The organism is Rhodococcus sp. IC4_135, from assembly GCF_011602025.1.
GTDB lineage: Bacteria > Actinomycetota > Actinomycetes > Mycobacteriales > Mycobacteriaceae > Rhodococcus_F > Rhodococcus_F baikonurensis.
In genome coordinates, this window is record NZ_JAAOLG010000003.1 from 403,128 (window position 1) to 423,827 (window position 20,700).

Genomic DNA, 20,700 nt, shown 5'->3' on the forward strand with positions numbered 1-20,700 from the left:
CCTCCATCACTGATTCAGAACAGGAAACCGTAGATCTCATGACCGTTCGCGTCGGATACTTCCCACACAACAATTCACTGTTCGTTCTGCGCCACACCGGAATCCTCGAACGTCGTCTCCCGGACGTCGAGTGGGTGGACCTGCGCGAGCTTCCCGCCAAGCCCGCAGTCAACCCGGAGAACGCCTTGCCGACCCTGCACTCGGACTGGCTGTTCGAGGAGGGCGGATACGACGTGATCGGAACCGGATTCACGCCGCCCGTCACCGGATTGGCTCAGGGCCGCGATCTCGTCTACATCGGAATTTCCGGCCCCCGCGTGGAGAACGGGCGCCTGGTAGTCAAAGCAGAGTCCGAGATCAACACGGTAGAGGACCTGCGCGGCAAGCGAGTCGGCATCGCGCACGGATCGTGGCAGACCACACTTCTGTTGTTCGCCTTGGACCAGGCGGGGCTGACCTGGTCCGACATCGTCCCCGTCGATACCGACGTGCGCGGTGGTGGAGCGGATCTCGTCGACGGCACCATCGATGCCTGGGTAGGTGCGTACCCGGGGCTGACGGACATCGAAGCGAACCACGAGCTGCGCACGCTGATCGCCACCGACGGGCTCTTCAGCCACCCCTCACTGTGGTTCACCCGGCGCGATTTCGCGGAGACCAATCCGGAGGCCCTTCAGGCGATCATCGAGGCTCTGCAGGAATCCGATGCGTGGATCGAAGCCAATCCCCGCGAAGCCGCGCAGATCTTCGTCGACGACGTCGAGAAGCGTGGTGGGTCCGCAAGCCTCGAGGCCTGGGAAGCTGCACTGCGCGGACGTCCTTTCGGCGTCAACCCGGTCACCGACGAGTTCCTCGACGAACAGCAGCGGGCGGCCGATCTCCTGCTGAGCAACGGACTACTGCCGAAGGCGGTCACCGTCCGCGAAGCAGTCGTGCCGTGGATCAGCGAGTTCGTCGGTTCGGATCGTTCGTCGATCTGATGACCCACACCTGACAGATCAGCTTCACACGTGACAGATACCGGACGGTCTGCCATTGTGAAGAGATGCGGCGGCGCGTGGGTGAGAGTTGGTCCACGCGACCAGTCTCAGGGGCAACCCCTGGGTCGGCCAGAAGAATTGGATACTGCGTCCACCGGCGCTCGGCACGCTCCGCGTGCTTGCCGCCGCTCCGGACAAAGGATTTGGTCACCCCACGCCGCCGCATCTCGGGCTCGATCCATGCGTGACTTCGAGCTCGATCCCGAGTTGGCGCGGCGTCTGGCAGTTGCAGCCGCTGACGCTCCATGGACACTCGGTGGACTCGAGGAGGCGTTCGGAACAGTCCACGGTGTGTCGGCGACATCGCTGGCCGTCCGGGTGCTCGATCTCATGCCCGCTCCACCGTTCGAACCTCAGACTCTGTACCGATTGCTACGCGAACTGCCGCGGCTTCGACCCGTCCCGGTCTCGATGGACACCAACGAATCCTCGGTGTGGCGGTTCGACGTCCCGCGCTACAACACCAGTGCGGACCTGGCGCGTTCACTGGATCTGACGATCTCCGAACTCGAGTGGTTCTCCGACCGTGGGGAGTGGCTGCGCACGAAACCATTGCAACTGCGCCACTACCGGCCGATGCAGATCAGCAAGAAGGCCGGGGCTCGCCTCCTCGAGATACCCAAACCCCGGTTGCGGGAAATCCAGCGCAAAATTCTGCGCCGCATCCTCGACCAGGTGCCCGCGCACGACGCAGCTCATGGGTTTGTTCGCGGACGAAGTCCACTGACTTTTGCAGCGCCGCATGCACAATCGGAAATCGTGATCGGCGTGGATCTCATGCAATTCTTCCCGTCGATCACCGGAAACCGTGTTCACGCGGTCTTCGCCGCTCTCGGTTACCCACCCGCCGTGGCAGGAGTGCTCACCGGATTGTGCACTGTTGCAACACCTGCCGATACTCTGCGCGGTCTACCTTATGCACAGGCATCACAGCTACGCACCGCGCATCTGCCACAAGGCGCGCCCACTTCGCCGGCACTGGCGAATCTCGTCGCGCGCACATTCGACATCCGCTCGAGCGCACTCGCACAGGCGAACTGGCTCACCTACACCCGATACGCCGACGACCTCGCCTTCTCCGGAATCGAAATAGCCGACGTCAGCACCCTCCTCTGGACGATCAAGCAGATCGCCCAGGACGAAGGATTTGCCATACATCCGCGAAAGACCAAAGTGATGCGCCCTCATCGACGACAACACCTCACCGGGCTGGTGATCAACGACCAACCGTCGTATCCGCGTGACGACTACGATCGCCTGCGCGCTCTGCTGCACAATGCAGCCAGTACTTCTGCACAGGAACAGAATCGAGCGGAAATCGAGCACTTCCGCGCCCACATCTACGGCCGGATCGCGCACATCGGCGAAACCAGCACTACGCGCCGACGCACATTGCTGCGCCTGGCTGAACGTGTGGACTGGGACGACTAGTGCCCGCGAGCAGTCAGACCCTCGGGGTGTACGCCATGCATTCAACTTCCATGTGCGCACCCAGCGCCAGTCCGTCTGTTCCGAACGCACTGCGGGCCGGCAGTCTCGACGCCGGGAAGTACTCGAGATAGACCTTGTTGAACTCCTGCCAGCGTGACATGTCGTCAAGCATGACAGTGCATTTGAAGATCGCTTCGACGCCGGAACCGTAGGCGATCAGCGAAGCCACGATGTTCTCCATGGTCTGGCGGGCTTGCGCTTCGAAGCCGTCGGCCAAGGTCCCGTCGGGAAGCATACCGATCTGACCCGACAGATACAGGACGTCTCCGACGCGAACTCCGGTGGAGAACGGTGTATCGAAAGCGGGTGGGATGAACTCGACGGTCTGAGATGAATCCATTAGATCTCCTCGGAAGTGGGATATGCGTGACGAGTAGGCGCTTCAGAGCACTGGACGGGCGCGCACATCGGCCAGGAAGTGCGCCACCAACTCGTTCCACGCGTGTGGGTCCTCGAAGTAGGGGGAGTGGCCGCGGTCGGCAAGTTCGACGACTTCTGCGTGAGGCAGGAATTCGGCGGCGCTGCGAATCCGATCGGGTGTCATCAGATCGTCCAGCTCGCCCGCGATCAACAGAACCGGTGCCGCCACCGCGGCAAGCTCTTCCGGCGAGTAGTTGTGGGCCTTGAGAATTCGGAAGAACTCGGTGTCAGGTGGCCGATGACCGAAGGTGCCGAGGGCTTGGTACAAGTATGCCCTAGCCATGTCCAAGCTCGGCAACCGTCCGCCCACCGCGGGATGTTCCCCCAGGGGACGCGCGGTGACGGGCGCCGCGGTGAGGGGCGGTGCACTGTCCGGACCGAAGCCGACGGGAATGCCGCCGGTCGTGCAGGCCAGGACTACCGACTCCACTCTGTCCGGAACAGCGATCGCGGTTCCCAATGCGGCCCAACCGCCCATCGACTGGCCGACCACATGCGCTCGATCGACGTCCAGCAGGTCCATGATTTCGATCAGATCCGAGACAGCGGCTACCGGGCCGTGGTTGCCGTTCTCGTTGGTAGACCGGCCGAATCCTCGCTGATCCCAGCTGATTACCCGATAATGCTGAGCGAAGTACGGTACCTGTTGGTACCAGACCGCGGCATTGCCCCCGAGACCGTGCGTGAGAATCAGATCCGGGCCCTCGCCGGCAGTCTCGTACCAGACCCGTTCGCCGTCTGCGACGGTGATGAAGCCCTCGGTCCGTGGAATCATCCTTCTTCTCCTGCGTCGGACGGGCGCTTGCCCGAAGTGTGGTCAGTAAGGAGTTGCTGCACTTCATCGGTCGCCCGCAGCAGGTGTTCTTCGACCATGCGCGTCGTTTTCGCGTCGAAGTCGGTGTCGAAACCGATCACCGTCAACGCGCAGAGGGGAGAGCCCTTGCGAGAGGACACTGCCCGCGAGACCGAACCGATGATGTCCTGAGATCGTTTGTGGACGACAGCGAATCCGGTTTTCTGCGTCTCGGCGATGTCGGCGAGGAACCCGGTGGGGCCTTCGAGTGGATAGCCACTCTTTTCCACCATTGCCAGGTAAGGCGCCCGGGTGTTGTCCTCGAGTGCCGCCACCAACGCGAGCGGTCCCGCGAACCGGTGCGGCGGAAGTAGATCCCCGAGCATCCGAGTGATCATCTTGAGTCGCTCGGGACGCAGCGCCGCGATGATCCGAGTCCCGCCACTCTCGAGAACCTGCAGATTCACCATCATGTCCGTGCTCTCGGACAGTACTCGCATGGTCGGATCGCACAAGGCCGCCAACGAATGCGCTGCCGCTTCGTGAGAAACCTGCAGTGCAGCCGGGCCGGGGAGATAGCGACCGTCGTAGCGGAAGACCCAACCACGGTTCGCGAGTTCTCCGAGTACTCGGTGCGCAGTCGGGCGGAGCATCCCGACTTCTTCTGCCAGCTCACTGAGCTTCATCGGCGTGGTCGAGCGCGCGATGGCCTCGAGTAGATCCAGCGCTTTGTCGACGGCGGACGCAGAACCCTTCGTCATCCGATCCCCTCCCGGTGCCGTGTGAGTACCCGGCGATCCGAAATCTCGTGTTCTTGGAAAACCCTTGGCATTCGCCTAGGAAATTACTATAGTCACAACAATCGTTCCGGCGTACGGAATTCTTTGAGCGTCTTCACCTTCCCACCGGATTACCGGCAAGGAAGTCCTATCTTTCCCAGCGAGAGGCTTTCGGACATGACGGTTGGACATACCCTTCGGTCGACACCACGGTTCAGAGTTGTTGCCCTGGCAGCGGTCGCGACGGCTGCCTTGGCACTGACCGGCTGTTCGAGCGACGCCACGGCCTCCGACGACGGGGGCACCCAGACCACCACGATTCGTATCGCACCTCAACCGATCGCGGACTTCGCACCGATCTGGCTGGGTATGGAGCAGGGATTCTTCACCGCTGAGGGACTCGACATTCAGCTCGTCGAGGGCGGAGCCAGTTCCTCGGCTCAGATTCCGTTGCTGCTCAGCGGAAATGCAGATATGGCAGCCACGACTGCCGCTGCCGCAATTCAGGCACGCAGCCAGAACATGCCCGTCACCATCGTCGGAGGGCTCACGAATTTTGCCGCGAATGACGATGTCGACCAATCCGGTCTCGTTGTCGCCAAGGACAGTTCCATCAGTGGATTCCGTGACCTCGAAGGCAAAACCGTTGCGATCAGCGGTTTGAAGTCTGTCAGCGAGGCGGTCATCTCTGCCGCGGTGGAGAAATCCGGCGGAGCAGCCGACAAGGTCTCGTTCATCCAAGCGCCCATGCCCAACCTCGGTGACCTCGTTTCCACTGGCGGAGCCGATGCAGCATTCCTCATCGATCCGTTCCTGAGCAAGGCAACCGACTCCGGGCTGAAGATCCTCGGCCACCCCTTCCCCCTGGCCGCACCCGGCGTGCCCGGAACCTCGCTGGTCGCTTCGGAATCGTTTGTCGACGCGAACCCCGACTCTCTCGCTAAATTCCGTACGGCGCTTGCCAAATCGGTCGACTACGCCAATCAGAATCCGGGCGCGGTCAAGGCTGCACTCTCGACACAAGCCAAGATTCCGCTCGAAATGCTGGCCAACAGCAAGAATCCTCAGTTCGTCGCAGTAGTGGAACCTGGCACTCTCGGCACGGAGATCGAACTGTTGGTCAAGTACGGGGTTCTGACGGAGTCGGTCGATACCGAATCCTTGCTGACCCCGGCCAACTGAGTTGTCCGCCTTGACAACACCGAAAACACGCCGCAGGCAGGTACTGCTCGGACGGCTGCTGACGCTCTTCGCGCTGGCAGCCGCCTGGCAGGTCTTCGGAATGCTGGGCGACGAGAATGTCAAGGGTGTTCCGAAGTTCAGTGACGTGGCAGTGGCGTTCGTCGACGAACTCGGTACCTCTTCGCTGTGGACGTCATTGGGACAGACGTTGACCACAACCGCCATCGGCTTGGCGCTGTGTCTGGTGATCGGAATCCCGGCAGGACTGCTGCTCGCCGCGCACCCGTTCCTGACAGTCTCTTCGCGCTTCGTCATCGACTTCTGCCGGACCGTTCCGCCGCTCGCGATCATTCCCCTCTTTCTGTTGATCATGGGCCCGACGCAACGTATGGCGGTTGCGCTGATCGTGGCGGTGAGCGTGTGGCCGATTCTGCTCCAGACCATCCACGGAGTACGCAACGTCGATCCGGAACTACTGGCCACCGCACGATCCTTCCGACTTCCACTGTGGCGCAGACTCGCTCTCGTCGTCGCGCCCGCGTCGATGCCCTACATCTTCACGGGAATTCGTATCTCGGCAACACTGAGTTTGCTACTGACCATCGGTGCCGAACTGATCGCCGGGGTTCCCGGACTCGGCAAGGAAATCCTGCTGAGCCAATCCGTCCCCGACCGAATGTTTGCACTCATCGTCGTCGCCGGAGTGCTCGGCATGCTACTCGCGTTCGCTGTGATGGCAATCGAGAATCGTTTACTTGCTTGGCATTACATCCCGAGGAGGATGACGACGTGAAGATGATGTCCGGGATTCGACTCCTCGCGTGGGAGTTGTGGCTGCCGATCTTGATCGTCGTCGTGTGGTACTTCGGATCCGCGTCGAGTAAGTCGCCGTACTTTCCGCCGTTGTCACGAATCTGGAAAGCATTTGTGGACAACTGGTTCGGTGCAGGCTTTACTCGAGATGTCGTACCCAGCCTGACCAATCTTGCCTTCGGCCTCACCGTGGCAGTGGTGCTCGGCATCGGGGCGGGTCTGCTTCTTGCTCTGTTCCCACTGGCTGCCGACATCGCTGATCCGTTCCTCCAGTTCTTCCGCGCCATACCCGCACTCGCTGTACTGCCGGCCCTGTTCATCGTCTTCGGTACTGGTTCCTCGGGCAACGTCGCCGCCATCGCTTTCGGCGCGGTCTGGCCGATACTCCTCAACACCCTCGACGGCATTCGCTCCATCGACCCGAGTATCCGCTTGGTGGCGCGCAGCTATCGCATCCGAACGCCCCTGCTGGTCACGCAGGTACTCCTCCCCGGAGCGATGCCTCAGATAACGGTCGGCATCCGTACCAGTCTCGCGATCGGCGTCGTCATCATGGTCGGCAGCGAAATGTACGTCTCCACTGCAGGAATCGGCCACTTCGTGATCGTCGCGCAACAGACGTTTGCCATCGCAGACATGTGGTCCGGAATCCTCCTGCTCGGAATCATCGGGTACGTGCTCAACGTCGGCTATGGCGTGATCGAACGTTGGTTGCTCAGATGGCAGCCTCGGACCCACGGCGCACTCGCAGTGAAAGGAAACTGATGTCATCCACAGAATCTGCGGCATCCACCCCCGCAGTCGAACTGAACGGCCTCGGGGTGACCTACGGCGGACCTACCGGCCGCGAAGTGCTTCGCGGGATCGATCTCTCGGTTGCCCCAGGAGAAATCGTCTGCATCGTCGGACATTCCGGTATCGGCAAGAGCACCCTGATTCGGTGCATCGCCGGTTTGCAGAAGCCGACCACGGGTGAGGTCCGCATCGCCGGGATCGCGATCGACGCTCCGCCCGCCACTCTTGCGCTCGTGTCACAGGATTACGGACGCACACTGATGCCCTGGCTTCGAGTGGGCGAGAACGTCCGCCTGCCGCTGCGGGGCAACGGCCTGGCACGCAAGGTTCAGAACGAGAGGGTAACCGAGGCGCTCGCCGTCGTCGGTCTGGAAGGAGCTGCGCGTTCCTACCCCTGGCAGTTGTCCGGCGGAATGCAGCAGCGGGTAGCGATCGCTCGCGCCCTCGCTTATCGGCCGCAGGTACTACTCATGGACGAACCCTTTGCATCGGTCGACGCCCAGACCCGCGCGGAACTCGAGGACCTGCTGCTGACGCTTCAACGTGATCTTGGCATCACCGTCCTCCTCGTCACCCACGACGTCGACGAATCGGTGTACCTGTCCGATCGAGTGGTCGTCCTCGGCGGTACGCCGGCGTTGATGCAGGACATCGTCGACGTTCCGTTGATCGGTGCTCGGGACCAACTGACCACCAAGGCGGACCCACTGTTCATCGAGTGTCGTACCAGGGTTCTGTCCGCGATCCAGCAGTCGAAGGTGGTGGCGCCCGTGTAGTGGGCGCCTCGCTTAGGCTGGCTCCGTGATCCTTCTCCTCATCGGCCTCGCGCTGCTCGGATTCTGCGGCTACCGGTTCAGGCAGGATCGGCGGAGGCTGAGCAACGGCGTCTATCTACTTCTCGGACTGATCTTCACCGGTCTGTGGATGCTGCAGTCGGGTGCGCCGGGAACCGAGGTTCCGTCGTTTGTCATCGCGACGATCGCTCTGCTCTCACCGTTGCTGGTGCTCCTGCTCGCGGGATTCCTGATCGTCAACGGGGTCACGATGCTGCGACGCGAGGGATTCAGCGTCGCGAATCTGCTCTCACTCGTCGCGGGTCTCGGACTGCTCGTTCCCTATGTGCTGCTCGCATCTGCGTTGCTGACGCAGAGGTACTGGCTCGCAGTCGTTCTCGGATCGTTCAGTCTGGTCGCGTCGTACCTGGGGTTTCTGTTCACGAGCTTTCTGCTCTACTCCTACGTCTACGGACGCCAGAAGTACCAGCCCGGGATGGACGCGATAGTGGTGCACGGCGCCGGACTTTCGGGTGCCGACGTGACGCCCCTGCTGGCCAGCCGTCTGGACAAGGCAGCGGACGTCTTTCGCGCCGAGGTGGCCGAGGGACGTTCGCCGTTGTTGGTCGTCAGCGGCGGGAAGGGATCGGACGAGGTGGTCAGCGAGGCCGAGGCAATGTGCGTCTACCTCGTCGATCACGGGATACCGCGTGAGAACGTGATGCTCGAGGACCGCTCGACCACCACGCTCGAGAACCTCGAGTACACCAGGGACCTTCTCCGTGCCAACACCACGAAGCCTCGAATGGTTCTGGTCACCAGCAACTTCCACATACTGCGAACCGCGACGTTTGCCCGGAGCCTCGATCTGGATGCGGAAGTCATCGGTTCCCACACCGCTCGGTACTACCTGCCGAGCGCGACCTTGCGCGAGTTCGCCGCCGTCACGGTGGAGCACAAGTGGCTCAACGGAACGGTCTGCCTGATCCTCGCCGCCCTGCCACCGCTGGTGGTCTGGGCGGCAGGAGGCATCGCGTAGCAAGCGTCACCGAATCAGGCTCTCGACGCCCATCGGTCGGCGACCCAAAAGCAGTTCGACGGCAGCACTGCCCGCAAGGAAGTCGTGGTGGTTGTAGAACTCGAACATCGCAGCCAATCGTGAACTGGCGTTGACATCCAGACCACTGCCGATCTGCTCGCGCCACCGATCCACGCTGATCTGATCTATCGCGACGGTACGTGACGTCTGCTTTTCCACCATCTGTGCCACCTCCATGACACTGAGCGATTCCGGGCCGCCCACTTCGTACGTCGCTCCGTGATGCTCGCCCGGGCCCTCGCTCAGAACAACCGCGGCCACGGCCGCCACATCTGACAAACTCACGAACGAGAACTTCGTGTCCGCGCTGTACGGCAGGACGATGGTGTCGGATCGACCCGTGAGTACCGCTTCGAAATTCTGCGCGTACGCACACGGCTGCAGCACAGTCCATTTCAAGGGCGAACGATGCAGTTCGTCCTCACACCTGGCTTTGTCCAGGTGATGCGGCATGGACGGGCTGAACGGCCACGCCACCGAATGATAGACAAAATGTTCCACTCCCGCCGACGCCGCTGCCGTCAGCGCATTGCGAAGCAGTGCGGGCTCGTCGGGATGGACGTTCGGGGCGATGAAGTACACCCCTCTGCACCCCGCAAGTGCCTTGCGCAACCCACTACCCGTTTCGAGTTCTACCTCGTAGTCGCCCTCGACTCGTGCCTTTCGCACCAGTCGCCGCACTGTCACGCTCGGCGGCAGTGCAGCGACGACGGCCTCACCGGTCTTACCCGCGGCGCCGATCACCGCGATGTCGGCGCCGCGAGCAATTCCGTTCTCCATGAGAGTTTTCCGTCCTAGACGTAGTCGTAGACCGCTGAGGTGGCGCCACCGGAAAGCTGCGCGTAGCCCGGACCCCGATCGAAGAAGGGTTCGTTCTCGCCGCGCTCCGAGCGCAACTGATCCCGCAGCTCCGTGGTAGCAGCCTCGTCGACGGACGGCTCGTCACCGTCGATCACGACTACACCGTAGTCGTCGCGTGCACCTTCGACGGAAACCTTGCGCCACTGCATGTCTCGCAAGACCTCTTCGATCGGGCGCTCCAGTGGATCTCCCCAACCGCCGCCACCGGTGGTACGAATTCGTACGACCTCGCCGGCCTTGATCGGCTCGGCGTCGGTCAGTGCGTCGAACTCACGCTCGTTCGGTCCACCCGGATCCAGGACGACGGAGAACGGCCGACCGGCCTTGCCGCCCTTGACTCCCCAGCAGGCGAGGATCGAACGGTCCGCGATGGACATGAAGTGCGCATCCTTGAGCATGCGGATGTGCTTCTCGTATCCCAGGCCGCCGCGGTAGCGTCCGGCTCCGCCGGAATCCATGGCCAGACCCAGCTTCTCGACGATGAAGGGGAAACGGCTCTCGGTGAATTCGGTCGGCAGGTTCCGTGAGTCGGGAACGACGTGAATCGTGTCCTCACCGTCGGCGTAGTAGCGTCCGCCGGAACCGCCGCCGAGCACCTCACGCATGAGGTACGAGTGACCCTCGAAGTCCTCGCCGTACACACCGGTGTACCTGATGGTCTCCTGATCAGCAGGCATGTTTCCGTCCACAGCCTTGGCGACGACGCCGGCCAGCACTCCGAGCAGACGGAGGATGACAAACGTGCGAGCGTTGGTGGGGGCAGGGAAGATCGGGGTGATCAATGTTCCCTTCTCGGGGAACTTCATCTCGATCAGCGGTACGACGCCCTCGTTGACATCCAGTTCGGCCATGCGCTCCGGGGTGTCCGCGAGGTTACGCAGAATCGGGGCCAACCACTTGATGAGGAAGTTTCCGTCCGCGTAGTCACCGCAGTGGTTGATCGGACCCTTCGCCTGCGGTCCGGTTCCGTTGAAGTCCAGGATGAGTCGCTCGCCGCCCTCGTCCTCCGGCCTCGTCTTCGTGAGCGTGATGCGCTGAATGTGGAGCATCGGCTCGTCGACGCCGTCGTGCTCGGCGTAGTCCTCCCACGTGTACTCACCGACCGGGATCTTACTGAGGATCTCGCGGCGGTACGTCTCGGTGGTCGCGTCCATCATCGCGTCGAAGCACGACTCGACGGTGTCGACTCCGTATCGCTCGAAGAGTTCGGTGAGTCGACGCGCACCCATCAGGCACGCCGAGCACTCGGCGTCGAGGTCAGCGGCGAGTGCATCCGGCATGCGGGAGTTACGCGTCATGATGCGCAGCGCGGCCTCGTTGGGAACTCCCTGGTCCCACAGTTTGATCGGCGGAACCATCAGTCCCTCTTCGTACACCGTGGTGGCACCGGACGGCATGGAGCCGGGGCAGCAACCGCCGATGTCGTCGTGGTGACCGAACGCCTGGACGAACGCAACAACTTTCGGCTCGGCATCGGGAGTGACGCGGGCGAAGACAGGCACCGTGACGCACAGGTCGGGGAGATGTCCGATGCCACCTTCGGACAGGTAGACGTCGTTGTGGAAGTACACGTCTCCCGGCTTCATCGTCTCGAGCGGGAAGTCCCGGGCGATCGGATGGACCAGCGCGGAATACGAACGGCCCGTGAGCTTGCGGAGGTTCCGGTCGTGAATACCCGCGCGGAAGTCGTGAGCGTCACGGATCATCGGTGAGCGCGAGGTGCGCGAAATGGAGGTCTCGACCTCCATTTCCACGCTTGCGAGGTAACCGGCGACGATCTCGACCAGAATCGGATCAGGTGACGCGCCGTCGGTAGCGGTGAGTCGGTACGGCTTGGCCGCGGTGGCAGCAGCAGCATCGAGAATGGCGGTCATCACTTCACTCCGTTCGAGTCGGAAGACTTCGAGATACGAATGTTCCCGAAGGTGTCGATACGTGCCGAGAATCCGGGATGGATCGGGACAGTCGAGCTGAACTCCTCGATCACGGCCGGTCCTTCGATGACGTCACCCGCACCGAGCAGCGTGCGGTCGTAGGTAGCCGTTTCGACCCAGCTGTCGAAATACGATTGACGCGAACCGGTTAGAGCCGAGTCGGCGCCGGTGCCGGCGGGGATCTCCTTGAGCGTCGGACGCTTGATCGGGCCGATGCCACTCACGCGCAGGTTGACCCACTCGACGTGCTGCGACGGGTCTCCCCGGAAGTCGTAGCCGTACAGCTCGCGGTGCGCCTGGTGGAACGCTTCGGCCGCGTCGTCCATGATCTGCGCCGTGACGGTACCTTCCGCCACCGGGACGCGAACCTCGAAGGCCTGACCGAGGTAACGTAGATCCGCAGTACGGGAGTACTTGCGCTGCGTCTCGTCGAATCCTTCTTCGGCGAGCGCGATCTCGGCTTCGCCGGCCAACGCGTCGAACTGGCTCTGCAGGTCTTCTGCCTTCAACCGGTCGTGACGACTCACATGCGTCTGGACGTAGTCGTTGCGGACATCGACCGTCAGCAGACCGAACGCGGAGACGTTACCCGGATTGAGCGGGACAAGAACGTCTTTCAGTCCCAGGATGTCGACGAGACGGCAGGCGAGCAGGGAGCCGGAGCCGCCGAACGTCACGAGGGTGAAGTCACGAACGTCGAGGCCACGCTTGACCGTGATCTGACGCAGGGCGTTGGCCTGGTTCCATGCCGAGACCTCGAGGACGCCGACCGCACACTCCTCGAAGCCCAGACTGAGCTGTGTTGCAAGCTCTTCGAGACCCTTGCGTGCCAGTTCTGTGTCGAGAGGGATCTCGCCACCGAGCAGGTGGGGTGGGATGCGTCCGAGCAGGACGTGCGCGTCGGTGATGGTCGGTTCGCTGCCGCCCTTGCCGTAGCACAACGGGCCGGGATCGGCGCCTGCCGACTGAGGGCCGACTCGGAGGGTGTGTTCCGGCGTCATCCACGCGATCGAGCCACCGCCGGCACCGACGGTCACGACGTCGATCATCGGGATCTTCGACGGGTAGTTGCCCACTCGCCCTTCGGTGGTCAGCGCGGGCTCGCCCCGAACCACGACGGTGACGTCCGTCGATGTTCCACCGCCGTCACAGGTCAATACCTGCTCGACGCCGGCCGCATCGGCGATCAGCGCGGCACCGAGAGCACCGGCAGCCGGTCCCGAAAGTACTGTCGTAATAGGCTGGTGAACAACCTCTTTGGCCGAGAGAACACCGCCGTTGGACTTCATGACGTAGAACGGAATGTCGCGGGGTTCGCCGTCGGTGGTCGAGAACTCACGCAGGCGATTCGCGATGTTGTTCACGTAGTTGCGGATGTTCGGCTTGACCGCGGCGTCCACGAGTGTGGTGATGGACCGCTCGTACTCGCGGTACTCACGCAGCACCTGGCTCGAGATGCTCACCGTCGCATCGGGGAAGACTTCGAAGAGGATGTCGCGTACGCGCTCCTCGTGCGTCGGATCGGCGTACGAGTGCATGAGGCAGACGCCGATGGTCCGGATGCCACGGTCCTTGAAGAATTGCGCTGCGCTGCGGACGCTCTCTTCGTCGAGCGGACGAATCTCGCTGCCGTCGAAGGAAAGGCGTCCACCGACGGTGCGTACACGATCGGCGGGGACGATGCGTTCGGGCTTGACCCAGAAGTACGAGTTGCCGTAACCGTCCGGCACCGACTGACGAGCGATTTCGAGAACGTGCTCGTAGCCCTCGGTGGTGATGAAGCCGAGATTCTCGACCTTGCCTTCGAGCAGCTTGTTGGTCGCAACCGTCGTGCCATGGCTGACGGCGCCGATCGAGTCGCCACTCTCACCGAGCTTGGCGAGTACCTTCTCGATACCGGCGAGAAAGCCCTCGGCGGGGTCCGCCGGGGTGGACGGGGTCTTGGTGGTGACGATGGCGCCGGTTTCGTCGTCCACTGCCACGATGTCGGTGAACGTTCCGCCGGTATCGATACCGACCCGAATCTTCCTGGGTTCCACGCTTCCTCCTGGGATCTTTGGCTCGTCTCGTCTGGTACCGATCGACGGTTGTGGCCTAGCCGGTAAGTGGCTCGTACCTGACGTGTAGTGCTATTCCACAGGTTCGGAAGAGCGGATTCTTTGTCACAATTCGCCGAATCGGGGGACCAAGGTTCGGCGCACGATCACGAGCGGATCTTCGCCGGCGCCCATGTGGGTTACGCGGACGTGAAAAACGCCCCGAACCTGGTCGGTTCGGGGCGTTTCCCTCATCGTGAAACAGCTGCTGACACTCCGGTGAACTACTCGCGACACCCAGAACGGGCCAGGAATCCGCCTATAGCAACACCTGACAAAGCAATCGCCGCACCGACGACGGCGCTGACCATCACCGTGCGAGCATCGGTGCCGCCCGCTGCCGGCACACCGGCCGGAAGAACCGCTGGCGCCGTGACGGCGCCGGAAACTACCGGCGCCCCCTCGACCGCAACTGCCGGTACGGCCGCCGCCACGGCGGCAGTGACCTTCTCGGGGATTCCGTTGGCAATGACGCCGTCGATGCTCTTGAAGAACACCCCCGCCATTTTCTTGGCGACACCGGTGATCATGCGCTGCCCGACACCCCCGACCATCCCGCCGACCACGGCGTCGGCGTCGTACGAAAGCAGCGTGCCACCCTCGTTCTCCGTCAACGTGACCGTGACGTCCGCCTTCACCGTGCCGGGAGCACCAGCCCCCGAAGCCGTCATGACAAACGAATTCGGCCGATTCTGTTGCGACAGAACAACCTCGCCGTCGTACACGCCCTTGATCGACGCGACTCCCGCCATGATGGAGAGCTTGTAGTGATTGTCCGTGAGCTGCTCGAGCGACTGCACACCGGGAATGGTCGCGGCCAGTACACGACCGTCCTGGAGCTTGTCGTAGACCTCTTCGCGAGGTGCCGTCAGCTGCGCGGTGCCGGCGATTCTCATGCATTCTCCTCTGATGACGAACCCGCATGTGCGAGTCGAAGTTCGAACAGTTCGGACGGTGAAATGGGCATGGACGTGATCGAGATTCCTTCGGCGTCCTCGATGGCGGCCGCGATGACGGCGCTGGTCGGGATCACACCGGCTTCACCGGCGCCCTTCATTCCGAGTGGGTTGAGTCCCGACGGCGTGACGGTGTGATCCATCTCGAGCGAATCCGGCATCTCGGTGACGAACGGCATCAGGAAGTCCATGTACGACGCATTGAGCATCTGGCCGTGCTCGTCGTAGACGATCCGCTCGTAGAGTGCGCCGCCGATACCCTGCGCGACGGCGCCCATGACCTGGCCTTCGACGATGCGGGGGTTGATCACGTTTCCGCAGTCGTGGATGACGACGTAACGACGGACAGTGATCTCGGCTGTCACGGGATCGGTTTCGACGATCGCCGCGTGCACTCCCGAGGCGAAGGTGGAACTGGGCGGCGAGTAGTAGCCTGTGGCTTCCAGGCCGGGCTGCTCACCCTCGGGAATCGGCGGCTTCGACATGTCCGTGTCGGTCTTGGCGAAACCGGTAGCCAGCTTCGACTCACGGTCGAATGCATATCGTAGCGGGTTCGACAGCACGGCAACAACACTCAGCGGAACGGATGTACCCTCCACGCCGGCCTCGGTGCCGATCTTGCACACGTGGCCTTCCCGGAGTTCCAGGTCGGTTTCCGGCAGATCCAGGATTCCGGATGCGATCTTCTTCGCCTTCTCCGCGACCATCTGCGCCGCGACATGGAAGGCCGAACCAGACATGACTGCACCACGCGAGGCGAAAGTGCCGACGGCATAACCGAACCGGCGGGTGTCACCGGTGACGATCTCGACGTCGGAGACCTTGACTCCGAGGTCGTCCGCAACGATCTGGGCGAACGCGGTCTGGTGGCCTTGGCCCTGCGTCGTCAAGCCTGTTGCGGCCTTGACCTTTCCGGATGTCTCGACCACTACGTGCGCGCCTTCGTAGGGTCCGGGTCCGGTTCCCTCGACGTACGCACCGATACCGATGCCGACCGACCGACCTTCGGCGCGAGCCTTCCTCTGGTACTCGGGAAATCCGTCCCAGTCGATGAGCTTCTTGAGCTTGTCGATGCCTGCCTGGTAGTCACCCGTGTCGTAGATCAACGGGCGTCCGTCCTGGAACATCAGGCCGAAGTCGTACGGCATGTCTTCGGGGCGAATGAAGTTCGCCTCCCGCACCGCGATCTTGTCCTTGTTCAAGTACTTGGCGATGGCGTCCATGGATCGCTCCATCGCGAACACGGCCTGCGGACGTCCGGCGCCTCGGTACGGGGTCACGATGACCGTGTTGGTGTACAGCGAATAGGCGTTGACCCGGAACGACTTCGGCTTGTACGGCCCGAGAACCTGCGTCGCGGTGTTGATCATGACGATGATCCCGTACGGCAGGTAGGCACCGTTGTCGTGCCAGAACGTGAAGTCGAACGCCAACAGGCGACCCTCGTCATCGAATCCGATGTCGACCTTCTGGATCTGCCCACGCTCGTGCGCGCTCGAGATGAAGTGCTCACGGCGATCCTCGACCCACTTCACCTCACAGGAGATACCGGCCTGGCCGAGGCGTCGAGCGGCCCACGTGATCATCACTTCTTCGGGCCACGGGTGAACGATCTTGACGCCGAATCCGCCGCCGACGTCAGGAGCGATGCAGTGAACCTTGTTCAGCGCCATCCCCAATCGCGCGGCGATTGCGGCGCGGGCGGACGTGGAGGTCTGGGTGGAGGTCCAGAACGTGAGGGTGTTCTCGTCGCCGTCCCAGCGCGCGTAGACACCCTTGCCCTCCATCGGCATGGAAGCCGAACGCTCGATTTCGAGATCCAGCGTCAGTCGGTGCGGCGCGGCGGCCAGTTCGGCATCCAGATCTCCGAACCCGTGCTGCAGGTGGGCGGCGACGTTGTCCGGAACGTCGGCGTGGACGGCGTTGGCGGCGGTGCGAGCGACGTCGATCCCCACTACAGGCTTCAGCGCCTCGTAGGTGACGTCGATCTTCGCGCAAGCGTCCTCGGCGATGTACCGGTTGTCGGCGACCACCATGGCGATGGCTTCGCCGACATGCTTCACCTCGTCCTTCGCGAGGGGATACCCGTTGCGCGGAGCGATGATTCCCGGATGCGGAATGAGCAGTGGCAGGTTCTCCGCCATTTCCGGCGTATCGGCCAGGAGATCTTCGTAGGTGTAGATGGCATGCACACCAGGCACTTCCAGCGCCTGGTCGATGTCGATGTCGATGATTCGCGCATGAGCGTGCGGCGACCTGACGAATGCCGCGATCAGCGCGTTGTGGCCCAGATCGTCGAGATATCGCCCCTGACCGCTGAGCAGACGCGTATCTTCCTCGCGCGGAATCGGTTTACCGAAGAACTTGCCGTCGTCGGCAACCGAATGATCGGCCGTCGAATGATCGGAAGCGGGGTGTTTCGCCCCGTTACGCTTTGCTGGTTTGACCGGAGTACTCATGCCTTACCCGCCCGTCCTCCGACGGGATTCGTCGTTCCCCGCACCTTGCGATCCAACGCCTCCCGAGTGGACGCGTCGTCGATTCCGAGCGGGAACTGCCCGGCCCGTTCACGCTTGATCTCGGCTGCGCGCAGAACCGACGCCCTGATGTTCTGGTATCCCGTACAACGGCAGAGGTTTCCCGCGATCGCGTCGGTTGCTTCCTCACGTGTGGGATTGGGGTTCTCCTCGAGAAACGCCGCGATGGTCGTCACGAATCCCGGTGTGCAGAATCCGCACTGCAAACCGTGACAATCCTTGAACGCCTGCTGAACCGGATGCAAAGTACCGTCCGGCTCGACGAGGCCTTCGACGGTCGTGATCGATCGACCTTCGAGGCTGGCAGCGAGGACGAGGCAGGACCGAACCGGCTTTCCGTCGAGCAGCACGGTGCACGCACCACACACGCCGTGTTCACAACCGACGTGCGTGCCCGTCTTACGGAGGTGGTGACGAATGGCATCCGAAGCCAAAGTGCGGGAGGGAAGAACGACGGTGCTCGTCACCTCGTTGAGCGTGAACGTCACGGCCACATGGTGCTCACCGGTGTCTGCTGCCAACTCGGCAAGTTGATCATCGATGGAGCGATCGTTTTTGGACATTGTCACCACTTTCCTGCCAGTACTGCGTTCTCACTGAGAGCATCCGTTGCCGCCGCGAAGCCGACCCGCGCCGTGAGCGCGGACACCAACTGCGAGCGGTACGCCGCCGTCCCGTGAATGTCTGCCTCGGTATCTATCTGCGCGCGGGCGCATTCTCCGAGAGTGCGCCATCGCGGGTCTCGCTGATCCGTCGCCGACGCCCCCGCCAGCACGTCCGTGTAGTCCACGACCTGACCCAGTTCTCCGGCGGACACGTACGTCATGTGTGCTTCGGCCACCAGACCGTCGACCACGCGAATACGCGCAACGACGCCGACCAGTGCGTAGTCACCGTGACGACGCGCGATCTCGTCGATGGCGGTTCCCACGCCGGGCTCGGCGGCCGGCACCGACACCGACACCGCGATCTCGTCCGATTCCAGGCTCGACTCGAGAGGACCGGCGAAGAGATCCGTCGACGCGATCTCGCGGGTGCCACGCACCGACTGGACGGTCACGCTGCCCCCGAGCAGTGTCAGGACTGCCGGCATCTCCGCCGACGGGTCGGCGTGGACGATGGAGCCGACGCTCGTCCCGCGGTTACGGATCGTGGGGTGCGCTACCAACTGCAGAGCACGGTTCAGTAGAGGCTGAACTCGACGAGCACCTTCGTCAGCCGCCAGCACCGAGTGCGTGGCCAAGGCCTGGAACCGCACTCCTGTGTCTTCGGACGAGGTCACCGAAGCGAGGTTCGGGATCGATCCGATGTCGACGATGTGGGCGGGGGCGGCGAGGCGCATGGACAGCAGCGGCACAAGCGACTGCCCGCCGGCGAGCACCTTCCCCTCGTGAGAGACCTCGGAGAGGATTCGGCACGCGTCCTCGACCGAGGACGGTCGGTGATAAGTCAGCGGCGACGGTTTCATTACTCAATCCTGCCTCTATGAGTCACTTCACGTTTTGTGCAGATGTGACAACGGTCACGGGTCATACCTGGCATACATTCAACTTGGCATCACGTGAGCTGCGCCACGGGCTCTTCCCGTTCGTCATCTGACGCATTCGCCCCCGGGGTCGTGCTCGGCCGTCGGCCGGACGTGGGCCGGTTCAGTTCGGGGTTCCAGGACCCTACGAGCTGGCAGAAGTGGTACATCACGATCACGACGATGGTGCCGAGCGCGATGCCTCCGAGCGAGAAGGTGTCACTGAACTTCAGAGCCGTATCGCCGATACCGATGATCAGGCCGGCGGCGATCGGCATCAGATTCAGCGGATTCCCGAAGTCGACACCGTTCTCTTTCCAGATCTTGGCGCCGAGCAGACCGATCATGCCGAACAGAACCACAAGAATTCCGCCGAGAACGCCGCCGGGCGTCGCTGCCATGACTGCTCCGAACTTGGGCGAGAAGCCGAGCAGGATCGCGATGAAACCGGCAATCACGTACGCGGCGGTCGAGTACACCCGGGTCGCTGCCATGACACCGATGTTCTCGGCGTGTGTCGTCGTGGGGGAGCCGCCTACTGCGCTGGCGATGGCGGTGGCAAAACCGTCACCGGCAATTGCGCGTCCGATGTACGGGTCGAGATCGTCGCCCGTGATCTCTGCGACTGCCTTGACGTGGCCGGCGTTTTCCGCGACCAGTGCGATGACACCGGGAAGGACCAGGACGATGAACGTGAGACTGAACGAGGGAGCGTGAATACCGACGATTCCGTTGGCTTCGTCCGAGAACGGCGGCAGGCCGAACCAGGACGCCGAGTGCACCGAATCCCAGTTGACACGAAAGTGCTCGGTGGGTGCGCCACTACCACTGGCAGACGTGATCGGACCGGAGACCCGGTCCAGGACCCACGAGAAGATGTAACCGAAAACCAGCGCGACCAGAATGGCGATACGTCCCAGGAAACCGCGTAGCGCAACGCTCATCACGATCAGTGCCACCATCACGATCAGTGCCACCCACTGGTCCTGCGGCCAGTACAGCCCCGCGACAACCGGCGCCAGGTTGAAACCGATCAACATCACCACTGCGCCGGTGACCACCGGCGGTAGCGCTGTACTGATAACGCCACCGCCGAGAAAGTGGATGGCGATACCGACGAATCCCAGAACCAACCCCGACACCAGAATCGCACCGGTCACTTCCGCCGTCGTTCCGCCCTGGGCACGAATAGCGGCGACACCGCCGACAAAGGCCGCGGACGTACCGAGGTAACTGGGGACGTGCCCCTTGACCACCAGGAGGAAGAAGAGCGTACAAAATCCCGACATCATCACGGCAAGTTGAGGATTGAGGCCCATGATGATCGGGAACACGAACGTCGCGCCGAACATCGACACGACATGTTGACCACCCAACCCGATGGTTCTCGCCCAACTGAGTCGCTCGCCGGGAGCAACCACTTCACCGGGCCCGATGTTCTTCCCATCTCCGTGCAACGTCCAGATCGGCATGACGAGACCTTTCGCGAAGGAGGAAGGTGTTCGAAATGCTTTGTGCCCCAGCTCACAAACACCGTGTCTGGAGTGAAACGCTAATACAGCACCAAGATTTGGACGTGATGACAATCTGCCAGAACCCGCTCACC

18 protein-coding genes are annotated in these 20,700 nt (G+C 62.6%); 7 read left to right on the forward strand and 11 right to left on the reverse strand.

The annotated features are described in order from the left end of the window. The first annotated feature begins 38 nt into the window (after nt 1–38). Together G8767_RS09985 and G8767_RS09990 are read left to right on the forward strand one after the other, a co-directional pair. Nucleotides 39–980 (forward strand): ABC transporter substrate-binding protein, encoded by a 942-nt coding sequence (locus tag G8767_RS09985; RefSeq protein WP_166810040.1) that lies wholly within the window; start codon nt 39–41, stop codon nt 978–980. A 240-nt stretch (nt 981–1,220) separates the two neighbouring features. After that, the gene (locus G8767_RS09990) at nt 1,221–2,471 is read left to right on the forward strand and encodes a reverse transcriptase family protein (RefSeq protein WP_166810041.1); all 1,251 of its coding nucleotides are present in this window, start codon (nt 1,221–1,223) and stop codon (nt 2,469–2,471) included. Nucleotides 2,472–2,484: 13 nt separating this feature from the next. On the opposite strand, the gene G8767_RS09995 is transcribed toward G8767_RS09990, so the two are convergent. The 3 genes from G8767_RS09995 to G8767_RS10005 are packed head-to-tail and all read right to left on the reverse strand — an operon-like array spanning nt 2,485 to nt 4,505. Beyond that, a complete protein-coding gene (locus tag G8767_RS09995) occupies nt 2,485–2,871 on the reverse strand; it encodes a RidA family protein (protein WP_003946047.1) in 387 nt (128 codons plus the stop codon). A 42-nt stretch (nt 2,872–2,913) separates the two neighbouring features. Beyond that, nucleotides 2,914–3,726, reverse strand: coding sequence for an alpha/beta hydrolase (locus G8767_RS10000; protein WP_095971654.1), 813 nt, complete (start codon nt 3,724–3,726; stop codon nt 2,914–2,916). Further along, the gene (locus G8767_RS10005; RefSeq protein WP_095971653.1) at nt 3,723–4,505 is read right to left on the reverse strand and encodes a helix-turn-helix domain-containing protein; all 783 of its coding nucleotides are present in this window, start codon (nt 4,503–4,505) and stop codon (nt 3,723–3,725) included. The genes G8767_RS10000 and G8767_RS10005 overlap by 4 nt, the downstream gene beginning before the upstream one ends. A gap of 195 nt (nt 4,506–4,700) precedes the next feature. On the opposite strand from G8767_RS10005, the gene G8767_RS10010 reads away from it, so the two are divergent. The 5 genes from G8767_RS10010 to G8767_RS10030 are packed head-to-tail and all read left to right on the forward strand — an operon-like array spanning nt 4,701 to nt 9,125. After that, nucleotides 4,701–5,705 carry an ABC transporter substrate-binding protein gene (locus G8767_RS10010; protein ID WP_166810042.1) on the forward strand — a complete coding sequence of 335 codons (1,005 nt, stop codon included), beginning with the start codon at nt 4,701–4,703 and terminating at the stop codon, nt 5,703–5,705. 10 nt (nt 5,706–5,715) lie between these two features. After that, a complete protein-coding gene (locus G8767_RS10015) occupies nt 5,716–6,498 on the forward strand; it encodes an ABC transporter permease (RefSeq protein ID WP_200313044.1) in 783 nt (260 codons plus the stop codon). 2 nt (nt 6,499–6,500) lie between these two features. Continuing rightward, complete coding sequence (locus G8767_RS10020) at nt 6,501–7,283, forward strand: ABC transporter permease subunit (RefSeq protein ID WP_206029191.1); 783 nt, start codon at nt 6,501–6,503, stop codon at nt 7,281–7,283. After that, nucleotides 7,283–8,089 carry an ABC transporter ATP-binding protein gene (locus G8767_RS10025; protein ID WP_124567288.1) on the forward strand — a complete coding sequence of 269 codons (807 nt, stop codon included), beginning with the start codon at nt 7,283–7,285 and terminating at the stop codon, nt 8,087–8,089. The genes G8767_RS10020 and G8767_RS10025 overlap by 1 nt, the downstream gene beginning before the upstream one ends. 25 nt (nt 8,090–8,114) lie before the next feature. Continuing rightward, a complete protein-coding gene (locus G8767_RS10030) occupies nt 8,115–9,125 on the forward strand; it encodes a YdcF family protein (protein WP_095971648.1) in 1,011 nt (336 codons plus the stop codon). A gap of 6 nt (nt 9,126–9,131) precedes the next feature. On the opposite strand, the gene G8767_RS10035 is transcribed toward G8767_RS10030, so the two are convergent. The 8 genes from G8767_RS10035 to G8767_RS10070 all read right to left on the reverse strand — a co-directional run bounded on the left by G8767_RS10035 (nt 9,132) and on the right by G8767_RS10070 (nt 20,566). Then, a complete protein-coding gene (locus G8767_RS10035) occupies nt 9,132–9,965 on the reverse strand; it encodes an NmrA family NAD(P)-binding protein (RefSeq protein WP_166810045.1) in 834 nt (277 codons plus the stop codon). 14 nt (nt 9,966–9,979) lie between these two features. Further along, nucleotides 9,980–11,920: a hydantoinase B/oxoprolinase family protein gene (locus G8767_RS10040; RefSeq protein WP_166810046.1), complete on the reverse strand. Its 1,941-nt coding sequence runs from the start codon at nt 11,918–11,920 to the stop codon at nt 9,980–9,982. Next, nucleotides 11,920–14,019, reverse strand: a complete 2,100-nt coding sequence (locus G8767_RS10045) for a hydantoinase/oxoprolinase family protein (RefSeq protein WP_166810047.1) — start codon at nt 14,017–14,019, stop codon at nt 11,920–11,922. The genes G8767_RS10040 and G8767_RS10045 overlap by 1 nt, the downstream gene beginning before the upstream one ends. Before the next feature lie 281 nt (nt 14,020–14,300). Continuing rightward, nucleotides 14,301–14,972 carry a carbon monoxide dehydrogenase subunit G gene (locus tag G8767_RS10050; protein WP_166810048.1) on the reverse strand — a complete coding sequence of 224 codons (672 nt, stop codon included), beginning with the start codon at nt 14,970–14,972 and terminating at the stop codon, nt 14,301–14,303. After that, entirely contained in the window at nt 14,969–17,491 is a 2,523-nt protein-coding gene (gene cutA / locus G8767_RS10055) for an aerobic carbon-monoxide dehydrogenase large subunit (RefSeq protein ID WP_166810049.1), read from the reverse strand. The genes G8767_RS10050 and cutA overlap by 4 nt, the downstream gene beginning before the upstream one ends. Then, nucleotides 17,488–18,132 carry a (2Fe-2S)-binding protein gene (locus G8767_RS10060; RefSeq protein WP_029256750.1) on the reverse strand — a complete coding sequence of 215 codons (645 nt, stop codon included), beginning with the start codon at nt 18,130–18,132 and terminating at the stop codon, nt 17,488–17,490. Before G8767_RS10060 ends, cutA begins: the two co-directional genes overlap by 4 nt. Before the next feature lie 2 nt (nt 18,133–18,134). Next, nucleotides 18,135–19,037, reverse strand: coding sequence for an FAD binding domain-containing protein (locus tag G8767_RS10065; RefSeq protein WP_095971642.1), 903 nt, complete (start codon nt 19,035–19,037; stop codon nt 18,135–18,137). A gap of 89 nt (nt 19,038–19,126) precedes the next feature. Continuing rightward, nucleotides 19,127–20,566, reverse strand: a complete 1,440-nt coding sequence (locus G8767_RS10070) for a solute carrier family 23 protein (protein WP_166810050.1) — start codon at nt 20,564–20,566, stop codon at nt 19,127–19,129. Nucleotides 20,567–20,700: the final 134 nt, after the last annotated feature.